Here is a 13,129-nt window from a genome sequence, read left to right as displayed (position 1 = left end):
GGATGATCTAGCCCGACTCGACTGGTTGGATTCAGATTTTTGGGACTGCTGCGCAGTCCAACGGGGATAAATCCCCTCGCCACAAGGGTTCGTTTTTTCATTCTTTGAGAGTCTATCCATGCGCAGAATCCTCGGCTTTTCCCTTCTCCTGATGCTGCTCAGCCTGAGCGCCTGCGCCCTCTTTCCTCACCGCGATCCGCTGAACATCAACGTGGTCGGCATCGAGCCGTTGCCCAACCAGGGCCTGGAGGTGCGTTTCGCCGTGAAACTGCGCGTGCAGAACCCCAACGAAACCGCCATCGACTACAACGGCGTGGCGCTGGACCTGGAGGTCAACGGCCGTACGCTAGCGACGGGAGTCAGTGACCAGTCCGGCTCCATCCCACGCTTTTCCGAGGCGATCGTGAGCGTCCCGGTGAGCATTTCGGCGTTTTCCGTGCTGCGCCAGACCCTGGGCCTGAGCCAGACCCAAAGCCTGGACAACCTGCCCTATGTGCTCAAGGGCAAGCTCGCCGGTGGTGTATTCGGTACCCTGCGCTTCGTCGACCGCGGCACCCTCGACCTGCCGGGTTCCGCGGCCAACTGGTGAATCAAGCGATGAAACGCACACCGGGCTTGGCGCGCTCGTCCACCACCAGTTCGAACACATCCGGCCTGGCGTAGTGCCCCACCACGTCATAGTCGTAGCGCGCCCGTACCAGCTCATCGGTGTCGATTTCGGCGGTCAGCAACCCGGCGATGTCTTTCAGCGGCCCGGCCAACACATCGCCCATGGGGCCGACGATCACACTGCCGCCAGCAATCAATGCACGCTCGGCCGGCCAGTTCGCAACCTCGATGCCCAATGCCTGTGGCGAGGCCTGGACCTGACAGGCGCTGACCACGAAGCAACGTCCTTCGTGGGCAATATGGCGCATGGTCACCTGCCACATCTCCCGCTCATCCACCGTCGGCGCACACCAGACCTCCACGCCTTTGGCGTACATCGCGGTGCGCAGCAGCGGCATCATGTTTTCCCAGCACACCGCCGCGCCAACCCGGCCGACCTGGCTGTCGATCACCGGCAAGGTCGAACCATCGCCCTTGCCCCAGATCAGCCGCTCGGTGCCGGTAGGCATCAGCTTGCGGTGCCTGGCCACCAGGCCCGCCTCCGGCTCGAAATACAGCGCGGTGCAATATAGGGTGCTGCCGGCCCGCTCGATGACGCCCAGCACCAGGCTCGCCCCGGTGCGCGCCGACAGCCCGGCCAACGCCTCGGTTTCAACGCCGGGCACGTCGATGGCATTGGCAAAGTAACGGGCAAACGCCTCACGTCCTTCCGGCAGGCGGTAACCCAATTGAGTGCCGAAGCCTTCGCCCTTGGGATAGCCACCGAGCAAGGCTTCGGGCATCACCACCAAGCGGGCATCGGCCTCGCGGATGGCGTTTTCATAGGAAAGGATCTGCGCCAGGGTCGCGTCCTTGCCACCCGGCAACGAACCGATCTGCAGGGCAGCCACAATGGATTTGGGCATGGTCTTTCAACTCCTTGATCATCAGGTATTGCTGATTCTCAAGGAGCGGTCGATCATGAATAAAGCCCCGAATGCTGCTAAATGATATGAGCCTCATGAATATCGCCGATATCGACCTCAATCTGCTCAAGACCTTCGAAGCCCTGCATGACGAATCCAGCGCCAGCCGTGCCGCCCTGCGCCTGGGCGTGACCCAGTCGGCCATCAGCGCGGCCCTGCGCAGGCTCCGCGGTTTGTATGACGATCAATTATTCGTGCGCACGGGCCGGGGCCTGGCGCCGACGCTGCGGGCCAATCAACTGAAACCGGTGATCAGCGAAGCCCTGGACAAATGTCGCCAGAGCCTGGCAATGGTCGATCCGGGTGCCAGCCACTATGAGGGCCGCTCGGTCATCGTCGGCCTGTCGGACGATTTCGAGATTGCCCATGGGCGCCGCCTGATCGACGAAGTGGCCCGACGTGCGCCGGGGTTGCGCTTGATTTTCCGCCAGACCCACAGCCAGATCGTCGGTCGGGCCCTGATGGAGCGCAGCCTTGACCTGGCGATCACCGCAGGTGGTTTCGCGCAGCGCTTGCTCAGCCGCCAGGTGTTGGGCGAAGGCGATTACGCCTGCCTCCTGGACCCGGCGAGCCTGGCGCAGGGCCAACAAACCCTCAGCCTGGAAGCGTTCGTGGCCCGTGAGCATTTGCTGGTGTCTTCAGGGGGCTTCATCGGCATCACCGATGAAGGGCTGGCCGGGCTTGGCCTGAGCCGGCGGGTCTGCGCCTCGACCACTCACTTTGCCGCGTTGCCGTTCCTGCTCAAGGGCAGCCAGGCAGTGGCGACCATCCCGACCCATGCCGCCCGGGCCATCGCGGGCCTCAGTGGCCTGGCCTTGCTGCCCTGCCCCCTGGCGCTGCCCCGCTACCCCATCGAGCTGGGATGGCGAACCCACACACAAATGGACCCGGCAGTGCTCAAGGTTCGCGAAGCCATTGCGGCAACATTTGCCTAAGGCTTATTTGTTGGCAGCCATCAGTCGGTTGACTTCACTGCGCACCATGTTGGCGTATTCCGGCGGCGACATACCGTCCAGTTCGGCACGCACCCACTCGGCCCACTTGCCCTTGCGCTTGGAGCGCTCGCCGAACAGGCGGGCGGCATCGCCCTTGGCCTTGCCCAGGTTGTTTTGCCACAGTTCAAAGAGTCGGGATTTTTCGTCTTCCAGCGCGGCGCGCTCGGCCAGGGGCTTGTCAGCCAGATTGAAGCTCATGGGAATTACCTGTTGCGTAAATAGCCGCCATCTTACACCTTGCAGGGAAACGTCTTAACCACGATTTGTGTTGGGCTGCGCTGCCAAGGCCGAACGTGCAACTTTTGTGCAAGCGCAGCACTCCATTGTTCAACGCCATCTCAGCAAGGAGTACTTCAATGGCCCGTAAAAACACCGTGCAAGCGAATGGAGAGCAAATCAAGGATCAAGCTTTCAGCGAACTGAAGGCGTTGATCGAAGAGTCGGAGAAGCTGCTCAAAAGCAGTGCCTCGCTGGTAGGCGAAGACGCTGAGGACCTGCGGGGCCAGATCTCCCAGAAACTGCAGCAAGCGCTTGATTCGGTTGCCAGCGCGCGGGAACGCACCCGTCCCATGGTCGATGCCACCGAAGTCTACATCGGTGGCCACCCATGGCAGACCGTGGCGATTTCCGCCGGTTTCGGGCTGGTGGTGGGCTTGCTGCTGGGACGGCGTTGAGCAACAGCCCTCAGAACGCCCAAGAGATTTTCTGAGTGGTTAGTCCTGTGGGAGCGAGCCTGCTCGCGATAGCGATATGTCAGGCGACATTAGTTCTGCTGAACTACCGCTATCGCGAGCAGGCTCGCTCCCACAGGGGGGTGAGTAGGCATGCGATGTGTGCATACTCACAAGGCCTTGCCTCAGGCAGCAGGGTCCGCCCGCAGGATCGACGCATCCTCCCCTCGATACAACGCCTCGACTTTCCCTGCCCGCCACTGCAATACCGCCCGCTGGTTAATCGAGCCCTTGTCGGTGATTTCACCTCGATCAATGGACGCCGGTTCATCGAGCAAGGCAATCCACTCCATCCGACTGGCATTGCCGCTGGCTTGGCGGTTCAGGCGTTGCAACCAGTCGGCGAACCATTGGCGTACCGGTTCGCTGGCGAGAACCTCGGCATCGCTGGCATCCGCGCCCAGGCCTGAAAGACGTCGGCACTCAGCAAGCCGTGGAAACACCAGCGCGCCCAGGCACTCGCGATCCGGCGCGGTGATCACCAGGTCCTGGACGTAGGGCGTGCCCTCCAGCACCGCCCGGTTGCGCAGCGGCCCAACGCTGACGAACACACCGGAAGACAATTTGAAATCCTCGGCGATCCGCCCATCGAACATCAGTCCCAGTTGCGGATTGCCGGGATCGGCCAGCTTGATTGCATCCCCCGAGCAATAGAAACCGTCCTCGTCGAATACCTCAAGGGTCTGCTGCGGCGAGCGCCAGTAGCCAGGCATGATGTGCGGCCCGCGAAAGCGCCCTTCGAACTTGCCGTCCACCGGCACCAGGCGCACTTCGCAACCGGGGGCCGGAAGGCCAATGTAGCCGGCCATGGACAATGGCCCGGTGGTGAAGGTGCAGGACGGTGACGCCTCGGTCATGCCCAGGCCCGCCATCATGCGGATCCGTTCGCCGCAATGCTGCTCGGCAACCTTGTCGAGCCGGTCCCAGGTGCTTTGGGACAAACCTGCCGCGGCAAAGAAGAACAGGCTGATGCGCTTGAAAAAGCGCTCGCGCAACTCACCGTCCTGCTCCAGGGCGCTGACCAGTTCCTCCCAGCCCTTGGGCACGGTCAGGTAGGCAGTGGGCGAAATTTCCTTGAGGTTGCGCAGGGTTTCGGCGAAACCTTGGGCAGTGGGTTTGCCGTTGTCCAGGTAGAACGTGCCGCCGTTGTACAGCACGATGCCGACGTTATGACTGCCACCGAACGTGTGGTTCCACGGCAACCAGTCCACCAGCACCGGCGGCTCTTCGCCGAACACCGGAAAGGTTTGCAGAAGCATTTGCTGATTGGCGCAAAGCATACGCTGGGTGGTGATCACCGCCTTGGGCAACTTGGTGGAGCCAGAGGTAAACAAGAACTTGGCGATGCTGTCCGGGCCTGTGGCGGCGAACGCCTGCTCGGCCTCGACGCCGCCGGGTTGCGCCAGCAGGCTGGCGAAGCTTGTCCTGGACCGGCCGGCCATCTCGCCACGTACCGTAATCAAGGGAACATTCGCCGGCAGTACGGCAGTGATCGCACGTTCGAACGGTGCGGCTTCGCTGACAAACACCAGCCCCGGCTGCAATAGATCGCAGACGTGGCGCAGCTTGGCGAAATCCTGGGAGAGCAATGAATAAGCCGGCGATACCGGGCAATAGGGAATACCGGCGTACATCGCGCCGAGGGCCATTTGCAGGTGTTCGATGTCGTTGCCCGAGAGCAGCGCCAAGGGTTTTTCCGCCGACAAACCGTAACCGAGCAGGCTTTGGGCGATGGCCCGGACACTGTCGAGCATCTGCGCGTAGCTGACCCGGTGCCAGTCACCGCTGGCCTCACGGGCCGCGAGAAACGTCTGCTGTGGGCGCACCTCGGCCCAGTGCACCAGGCGTTCGAGCAAACGTGCCGGCAGCGGGGCCAGGGGCTCCAGGGAACGCATGTGCAAGATGCCACGTTCTTCTCGGACTTCGACGGCAGGATGACCAATCGACACCTGGCGATAGCGCCCGGCCTCGGGTCGGGAGGACGATCTGGACTCGGAACTCACGTACATTTCCTCCACCAAGGCACGCTCGGGTCGCGATACGAGCGGAGCGTGGCAGCGCTGGGCTGCGGCCTTGTCATTGTTATTCTGGCCTGCATCGGGGCGACGGCGTTCAAGGCTCGGCCCCCCAATGCGACGGATTTCAGATCGGGTAATGCCGGGGGCCGTTCTGCAAGGTCACCCAACGCAACTGGGTGAAATGCTCGATGGACGCCTTGCCGCCAAAGCTGCCGTAACCACTGGACTTGACCCCACCGAAGGGCATCTGCGCCTCGTCGTGCACGGTCGGCCCGTTGATGTGGCAAATGCCCGACTCGACCCGCTGGGCCAAGGCCAGCGCACGGCTCGTGTCGCGACTGAAGATGGCAGCCGACAGGCCGAACTCGGAATCGTTGGCCAGGCGCAGCAGCTCTTCATCGCCGTTACCGCGCAGCAACACTGCCACCGGCCCGAAGGACTCTTCGCGGTACAGGCGCATCTGCGCAGTGACGCCGTCGAGCAAGGTCGGTTGCAGGATGCTGCCTTCCAACTGCCCACCCGTAACCAGCCTTGCACCTTTGGCGAGGGCATCGTCGATCAGCCCCTTGATGCGCTGGCCGGCACTGGCATCGACCAACGAGCCCAGCACCGAATCACTGGCCGCCGGATCGCCAGCGCGCAGGGTGGCGATCTTGGCAGTCAGCCGGGCGACGAACTCATCCGCCACGCGGGCATCGACGATCAGTCGCTCGGTGGACATGCAGATCTGGCCCTGGTTGAAGTAAGCCCCGAAGGCCGCCGCTTGCACGGCGGCGTCCAGATCGGCGTCGTCCAGCACCAACAGCGGCGCCTTGCCGCCCAGTTCCAGCAAGGCCGGCTTGAGATGGCGCGCCGACAGTTCGCCGACAATGCGCCCGACGTGGGTCGAGCCGGTGAAATTGACCCGGCGTACCGCCGGGTTGGCGATCAACCGTTCGACAATGGCCGGCGCGTCCGCGGGTGCGTTACAGATCACGTTGACCACACCGTCACCCAGCCCCGCGTCCTGCAGTACCTGGCCGATCAACCGGTGCACCGCCGGGCTTATCTCGGAAGCCTTGAGCACCACGGTGTTACCGCAGGCCAGGGGCATGGCGATGGCCCGGGTGGCGAGAATCACCGGGGCGTTCCAGGGGGCGATGCCCAGCACCACACCGCAGGGCTGGCGCAGGGCCATGGCGAAACTGCCAGGCACGTCGGAAGGAATGATTTCGCCATTGATCTGGGTGGTCATCGACGCAGCTTCGCGGAGCATGTTCGCCGCAAGGTGCACGTTGAAACCGTACCAGTTGGCCATGGCGCCGGTCTCGCCGGCCGCGGCGATAAACTCACCGCTACGAGCCTGCAACTGCTCGGCCGCCCGCAACAGACGCGTGCGGCGCTCGTTGGGCGCCAGGGCGGCCCAGGTGGGAAACGCGGCTTGGGCCGCGGCCACGGCGGCGTCGGCATCTTCCAGGGTGGCGGCGGCCACGCGCGAGACCACTTCACCGGTCACCGGGTTGCAGCGCTCGAAGATCCGGCCGTCACGGGCGGGGCACGACTGACCGCCGATCAACAGGGGCACGTCCAGCATGGTGATTCCTCTTTATTGTCTTTATCGGGAATGCATCGCAGTGGTGTAACAGTAGCGTCAGGGCGACGCAGCGAACAGCGGGATGCGGCCCGCTATTCACTTGTCGACTCAGCGCTTATAGGTCTGCAAGCCAGGTTTGATGCTCTTGTCGTCGAGGAACTGCTTCATCCCCTGCTCGCGGCCACCCTCGGTGTCGAGCAGGCGCGACTGGTCGAGCTTGGCGTACAGGTAATCCTCGTTCTGCTCCCAGGTCAGTTCGCGGCAACGCTTGAAGCCATGCTTGGCGGCGCGCAGCACCACCGGGTTCTTTTCCAGCAGGTTGCGCGCCAGCTCCAGAGTGACTTCACGCAATTGCGCCAGGGGCACGCTTTCATTGACCAGGCCCATCTCGGCAGCTTTCTGCCCGCCGAAGGTCTTGCCGGTCATGATGTAGTACAGCGACTGGCGGTGGCCCACGGTGTCGGCCATGGCCTTGCTGACCAGGTTGCCGGGCGGGATGCCCCAGTTGATTTCCGAGAGACCGAAGGTCGCCTCATCGGCGCAGATCGCCAGGTCGCACGCCACCAACGGGCTGAAACCGCCACCGAAGCACCAGCCATTGACCATGGCGATGGTCGGCTTGGCGTACATGCGCAGCAGCTTCCATTGCCACTGCGAGGCTTCGCGACGGATTTTCTCCTGGAGGATTTCCGGCCCGGCGTCCACTTCGCGGAAATACTCCTTGAGGTCCATGCCGGCGGTCCAGGCATCACCGGCCCCGGTCAGCACCAATACGCCTGCGGCCGGATCCTGCTCCAGGGTCTCGAGCACATCGATCATCTCGCGGTTGAGGGTCGGGCTCATGGCGTTGCGTTTTTCCGGACGATTGAGGGTGACCCAGGCAATGCCCTCCTCGATATCGACCTTGACCGTTTTCCAGCGACCTTCGTAATTGCTCATGCTGCGTGCTCTCTTGTTCTGGGCTGTAGATGATCAAAAACTAAACCGGAAAATTAGTTATGTCAATTAACTATTAGCTAATTTACCTGTATTTCTTTCGCGGTCCTGGAGGAGCAGCAAATCAACAAATATGTGTTTCACCGTAGCCATGGCGCCCAAACCCCGGCAAACTGGATAGCCTTGTTAATTACTCACTTTGAGGATGCTTTCTGCGATGGCCAAGTCTTCCAAGCCTGCCGAACCCGCCGAACTCCTGGCTGCCGGCACCGAGGCGCAGGCGCCGCTGGACTCTGCGCTGGATGACCTGATCGGTTATGCCCTGCGCCGTGCCCAGTTGAAACTATTCCAGAACCTGATCGGCCGGCTCGCCGCCCACGATCTGCGGCCGGCCCAATTTTCGGCGTTGGCGATCATCGACCAGAACCCCGGCTTGATGCAGGCCGACCTGGCCAAGGCCCTGGCGATCGAACCGCCGCAAGTAGTGCCGCTGTTGAACAAACTCGAAAGCCGGGCCCTGGCCGTGCGGGTACGCTGCAAGCCAGACAAGCGCTCCTATGGGATATTCCTCAGCAAGACCGGCGAAACCTTGCTCAAGGAACTCAAGCAGATTGCCGCACAGAGCGACCTGGACTCCACGGCAGCCCTTTCGGGTGGCGAGCGGGAGGAGTTGCTGCGGTTGCTGAAGAAGGTTTATCAGCAGTAAGAGCCAGCGCGCTCAGGTCCTAAACTGTGCAACAGCCTCACGTAATTCATGTTCCAGACTCTCCAGGTCACCACACGCCAGCACCACCTGCTGATTAACTCCCGCGCAATGCTCGGCCTCGTTTCGCACCTGCCTGACATTGCGGCCCACCTCCTCGGCCACAACACTTTGCTGCTGAGCGCTGGCAGCGTTTTGCTGGTTCATCTGCTCGATGGTCGACACTGCACCGGCGATGCCACCCAATGCGGTACTCACCTGATCGGCAAGCGACACGGTGTCTGCCATCAAACGCCCGCACCCTTGGATCTGCTCGACGCTGTGCCGGGAAAGATGCTGTAAACCGGCGATCAGCGTCTCGATCTTGTGGGTCGATTCCTGGGTCCGTCGCGCCAGCGCACGTACTTCATCGGCGACCACGGCAAAACCGCGCCCCTGCTCCCCCGCCCGGGCGGCTTCGATTGCGGCATTGAGCGCTAGCAGGTTGGTCTGTTCGGCGATCGAGGTAATCACATCGACGACGGTACCGATACTCTCGACCTGCTGTTGCAAGGAGTGGATGGCCTGCTCGGAACGCACCATCTCAGCCGCTAAACGATCGATCTGCTCACTCGCCCGTTGCACGATCTGCTCGCCACGGCGCGCCTGGTTATCCGCTTCGTCGGCCGCTTGCGAGGCTTGCTCGGCGTTCTGTGCCACCTGCTGGACAGTGATCGTCATTTGTTGCATGGCCGTGGCCGCGTGCTCGGTCTCGACCCGTTGGCGTTGGGCAGCGCCATGACTCTGGGTACTGAATGCACCCAGCGTCGCGGTCGTTTGCCCAAGGCCTGCAACACTCGATCCGATGCGCGTGACCAGTTGGCGCAAATTGGCTGTCATGTCCTCCACCGCCGCCATCAACTCTCCCAACTCGTCTCGTCGTGCAGTCATGTTATTGGCTGCACCACTCAAGTCGCCGTGGGCAATACGCTGGGCAGCCTGCAACGCTTCGCGCAGGGGCACGACGATCAGATGACGGATAACCAGGGAGGCCAACAACGCCAGGACGACGATCACCACGGCCCCCACTGCTTGCAGCCGCATGACTGAATGGCCGCGTTCGCCCATCTGTACCTGCCTGTCGGCGGCGGCCTGTTCGACCTGGCTCAATACGGTTTGCGCCTGGGCGTCCATCTGCACGGCGGTTTGTTTGCTTAGCCCACGGCTCTCGCGATAGCGCGCAAACGCCTTGCGATATTCGACCAAAGCCGCCTTTGCCGCCGCCAGGGACGCCTCGGAGCTCTCATCCACCCGGCCCTGGAGCAACTCCAGGGCGTTGCTCATTTCCTCCACCAATTCGTCCCAGCGTTGGAGAGCAGCCGGTGCGCCCTCGCCCACATAGACAAACTCGTTATTGCGGGCGACCAGCAATTTTCGCAGCAGTGCCGAGGCCTGTTCTGCCAGGCTCAGCGGATCACCCTCCAGCGCCTGGCCGCTGTTCAATACGTCGCGTACCTGGTCGTACATATCCAGTTCGACAGTCTCGAACTGCAGGCGGGCCTGCTCAGCCTGTTCCTGCATATGACGCAACGCCTCTGCCGCCAGGCGTTGGTGATCGACAAACTGTGCGAACTGGCCTTGGTAATCCTCGATGGATCGCTGCATCGCGGTCAACAAGGGCACATCGGTGGCAGTTACCTGTGCCTGTACCGCCTGGAGCCGAGCGCCGAGTGTGCCTATCAGTTCCTTGACCTCGCGCATCGCCAGGGGCTCGGGATCCAGTGCGTAGGTTTTCTCGGCATTGCGCATCTGCAGCGTCAGGTGATTGATCTCCACCATGGTGCTGACCTGTAGGCTGTGTTCAAGCAGGCTGGCGGTGGCATACAGACCCTGGGCGATAGCGGCCACCGCGAGCAGGGAAACCAGGCCGAAACCGAGCAGCAGTTTCTGCCCCACCGAACAGTCGACGAGCAACCGGGCAGTTTTCTTCAGCATTGTTCTTATCCTTATGCCTGAAGGGAATTCAGCAGCATTGTTCTTATCCTTATGCCTGAAGGGAATTCAGCAGCATTGTTGGCGTATCCAGGCCGGGCAAGCCGCGTTGGCTTGCCCGGCCCGCCTCCATGGTTGCCAGCGTGCCGCCTGTCAGCCCTCTTCGACCGGCTGCAACGCGCTGGCAACCTCAGGCTTTTTTGCGAACAACCGTTTCGGCAACAGGAAGTACGCCAACGCCGGCAGCAGGATCAGCGCGCCAAGCATGTTCACCAGGAACATGAAGGCCAGCAGGATGCCCATGTCGGCCTGGAACTTGATCGGCGAGAAAGCCCAGGTCGCCACGGCGATGGCCAGGCTGATGCCGGTCAATAGCACCACCTTGCCGGTGAATAACAGCGCGCGGTAGTAGGCCTCGGACAGCGTGGCGCCAGCACGCATGTGCGTCAGGATGACGCTCAGCACGTAGAGCGCATAGTCGACACCAATGCCCACCCCCAGGGCGATCACTGGCAAGGTCGCCACCTTGACCCCCATGCCGAGGCCGACCATCAAGGCCTCGCAGAGAATCGAGGTGAGCATCAGCGGCAGCACGGCAGCGAGCACCGCACGCCAGGAACGGAAGGTCACCCAGCAGAGCAGGATCACCGCACCGTAGACCCAGAACAGCATCTCGCGCATGGCTTTCTTCACCACGATATTGGTCGCCGCCTCGATCCCGGCGCTCCCCGCGGCAAGCATGAACTTCACCTCCGGCAGGTGCTGTTGGGCGATAAACGCTTCGCTGGCCTGCACCACCCGTTCCAGGGTTTCGGCCTTATGGTCGGCCAGGTAAACGTAGAGCGAGAGCAGTGAACAGCCCTGGTTGAACAGTTCTCGTGGCGCGCGCGTCTGTACCGCGCCGAGAGCGCCGTCGTTGGGGATCAACTCGTACCACTTGAAGTTGCCCTCGTTATAACCGGCGGCGGCGATCTTGCTCAGGGCGGCCATGGAGTTGGTCGATTCGACGCCCGGCAATTGCTCGAGCTGCCAGGCCAGGGCGTCCACCGCCGCCAGGGTTGTGTAACGGGTGCATTGGTCTTCCGGGGTTTTCACCATGACCACGAAGATGTCCGAACTGGCCGCATAGTTTTGCGTCATGAAGGCTGCATCGCGGTTGTAGCGCGAGTCTGGGCGTAGCTCCGGGGCGCCGGGATCGAGGTCGCCGATCTTCAAGTGCAGGCTGATGGCGAAACCACCGATCGCCAGGGCCAGACCGGCCAGGCAAGCCACATAGGCCCAGGAGCGCCGGGTGAACAGATCGAGAAAACTCCAGAGCGGATGTTTGACGTTCGCTTTCAGCTCGGCGGTTTCCGCCCGCAAACTGCGCTCGGCCGCCTTGGCGCCGACGCCGATATAACTGAGCAAAATAGGCAGCAGGATCAGGTTGGTGAAGATCAGCACCGCCACGCCGATACTGGCGGTGATCGCCAGGTCCTGGATCACCCGGATCTTGATCACCATCAGCACGGCGAAGCCCACCGCATCGCAGAGCAACGCGGTCATGCCGGCGGCGAACAGCCGGCGGAAGGTATAGCGCGCAGCGACCACCCGGTGCGTGCCTCGACCGATGTCCTGCATGATGCCGTTCATCTTCTGCGCGCCGTGACTCATGCCGATGGCGAACACCAAAAAAGGCACCAGCGCCGAGTAAGGGTCAAGGTCGTAACCGAGGCTGGCGAGCAGGCCTATCTGCCAGAGCACCGCCACCAGCGAGCAGAGCACCACCAGCGACGTGCTGCGCGCGCAACGGGTATACCAGTAGAGCACCGCCACGGTCACCAGCACGGCAACCACGAAGAACAGCATGACCTGGACCAATCCGGCGATCAGGTCGCCGATGATCTTGGTGAATCCGGTGATGTGAATCTGGATTCGATCGCTCTGGTACTTGTCGCGCAAGGCCTCCAATTGCCGGGAGAACTCGCCAGCATCCAAGGCCTTGCCGGTCACCGGATTGAGTTCCAGCAGCGGCACGAATATCACGCTGGACTGGAAATTGCCGGCCACCAGTTGGCCGATCTCACCGGAGCGGGCCACATTGGTGCGTACCTGCTCCAGGCTCGCCGCAGAACCGTCGTAGGCGTCCGGGATCACCGTACCGCCATCGAGCCCCTCCTCCGTCACCGCGGTCCAGCGGGTCGTCGGCGTCCATAGCGACTTCATATAAGGTTTGTCGACGCCGGGCAGCAAATAGATCTCGTCGTTGAGCTTGGCCAGGACCTCGAGGTAGTCCTTGTCGAAGATACTGCCGTCCTTGATCTCCACCGCGATGCGAATCGAATTGCCCAAGCCGCTCAATTCGCTACGCCGCTCGAGAAAGTTGGCGACGTAAGGGTGAGAGGCCGGGATGGTCTTCTCGAAACTGGCGTTGAGGCCGATCTTGCTGGCCTGGAAACCCAGCACCAGGGTCACCAGCAAGCAGAGCAGAATCACCCAGGGCCGGTGGTTGAAAATCGCCCGCTCACCCAAGTTGCCGGAACGCGGATCGAAATCCTCCAGGCGGGCGATCACCACTTGCTGTTCAAGGGAGGGATTATGGTCGTTCACATCGGACTCCAAATTCGGCCGTGTAGGGCTCTGGCAGGT

General features: G+C 62.2%; 11 protein-coding genes and 1 pseudogene. 4 read left to right on the top strand and 8 right to left on the bottom strand.

Annotation, left to right across the window (positions count from 1 at the left end; translation table 11 throughout):
* Positions 1-118 precede the first annotated feature (118 nt).
* Positions 119-589, top strand: a complete 471-nt coding sequence (locus PSH86_RS14840; protein ID WP_109755346.1) for an LEA type 2 family protein — start codon at positions 119-121, stop codon at positions 587-589.
* A gap of 1 nt (position 590) precedes the next feature.
* Here PSH86_RS14840 and PSH86_RS14835 read toward each other — a convergent pair whose 3' ends face one another.
* Positions 591-1,514 carry a carbon-nitrogen hydrolase family protein gene (locus tag PSH86_RS14835; RefSeq protein WP_305490320.1) on the bottom strand — a complete coding sequence of 308 codons (924 nt, stop codon included), beginning with the start codon at positions 1,512-1,514 and terminating at the stop codon, positions 591-593.
* Positions 1,515-1,600: 86 nt separating this feature from the next.
* Between PSH86_RS14835 and PSH86_RS14830 the strand changes: the two genes are divergently transcribed.
* Positions 1,601-2,509, top strand: coding sequence for a LysR substrate-binding domain-containing protein (locus tag PSH86_RS14830; protein WP_116832342.1), 909 nt, complete (start codon positions 1,601-1,603; stop codon positions 2,507-2,509).
* 3 nt (positions 2,510-2,512) lie between these two features.
* On the opposite strand, the gene PSH86_RS14825 is transcribed toward PSH86_RS14830, so the two are convergent.
* On the bottom strand, positions 2,513-2,767 hold the full coding sequence (locus PSH86_RS14825; RefSeq protein WP_003181187.1) for a hypothetical protein: 255 nt from the start codon (positions 2,765-2,767) through the stop codon (positions 2,513-2,515).
* Positions 2,768-2,925: 158 nt separating this feature from the next.
* On the opposite strand from PSH86_RS14825, the gene PSH86_RS14820 reads away from it, so the two are divergent.
* Positions 2,926-3,243: a YqjD family protein gene (locus PSH86_RS14820; RefSeq protein WP_163853770.1), complete on the top strand. Its 318-nt coding sequence runs from the start codon at positions 2,926-2,928 to the stop codon at positions 3,241-3,243.
* A 182-nt stretch (positions 3,244-3,425) separates the two neighbouring features.
* On the opposite strand, the gene PSH86_RS14815 is transcribed toward PSH86_RS14820, so the two are convergent.
* The 3 genes from PSH86_RS14815 to PSH86_RS14805 all read right to left on the bottom strand — a co-directional run bounded on the left by PSH86_RS14815 (position 3,426) and on the right by PSH86_RS14805 (position 7,830).
* Positions 3,426-5,303: a feruloyl-CoA synthase gene (locus tag PSH86_RS14815; protein WP_305490319.1), complete on the bottom strand. Its 1,878-nt coding sequence runs from the start codon at positions 5,301-5,303 to the stop codon at positions 3,426-3,428.
* A gap of 139 nt (positions 5,304-5,442) precedes the next feature.
* Complete coding sequence (locus tag PSH86_RS14810) at positions 5,443-6,891, bottom strand: aldehyde dehydrogenase (protein ID WP_305490318.1); 1,449 nt, start codon at positions 6,889-6,891, stop codon at positions 5,443-5,445.
* Between the two features lie 108 nt (positions 6,892-6,999).
* Positions 7,000-7,830: a p-hydroxycinnamoyl CoA hydratase/lyase gene (locus PSH86_RS14805; protein ID WP_109755341.1), complete on the bottom strand. Its 831-nt coding sequence runs from the start codon at positions 7,828-7,830 to the stop codon at positions 7,000-7,002.
* Between the two features lie 214 nt (positions 7,831-8,044).
* Between PSH86_RS14805 and PSH86_RS14800 the strand changes: the two genes are divergently transcribed.
* Positions 8,045-8,533: a MarR family winged helix-turn-helix transcriptional regulator gene (locus PSH86_RS14800; RefSeq protein ID WP_109755340.1), complete on the top strand. Its 489-nt coding sequence runs from the start codon at positions 8,045-8,047 to the stop codon at positions 8,531-8,533.
* 12 nt (positions 8,534-8,545) lie between these two features.
* Here the strand turns inward: PSH86_RS14800 and PSH86_RS30595 are convergent, their stop codons facing one another.
* The 3 genes and pseudogenes from PSH86_RS30595 to PSH86_RS14790 all read right to left on the bottom strand — a co-directional run bounded on the left by PSH86_RS30595 (position 8,546) and on the right by PSH86_RS14790 (position 13,090).
* Positions 8,546-9,250 (bottom strand): methyl-accepting chemotaxis protein, encoded by a 705-nt coding sequence (locus PSH86_RS30595; protein ID WP_370873811.1) that lies wholly within the window; start codon positions 9,248-9,250, stop codon positions 8,546-8,548.
* A 198-nt stretch (positions 9,251-9,448) separates the two neighbouring features.
* Positions 9,449-10,348 (bottom strand): annotated as a pseudogene (locus PSH86_RS30590) (methyl-accepting chemotaxis protein); the annotation flags it as partial.
* Positions 10,349-10,654: 306 nt separating this feature from the next.
* Positions 10,655-13,090, bottom strand: coding sequence for an RND family transporter (locus tag PSH86_RS14790; protein WP_109755338.1), 2,436 nt, complete (start codon positions 13,088-13,090; stop codon positions 10,655-10,657).
* Positions 13,091-13,129: the final 39 nt, after the last annotated feature.

Origin of the sequence: Pseudomonas sp. FP2300 (assembly GCF_030687595.1) — a bacterium.
GTDB classification, from domain to species: Bacteria; Pseudomonadota; Gammaproteobacteria; order Pseudomonadales; family Pseudomonadaceae; genus Aquipseudomonas; species Aquipseudomonas bijieensis.
Note: the sequence above shows the minus strand (reverse complement) of the source record. Positions and strands in the feature narration are given on the sequence as shown.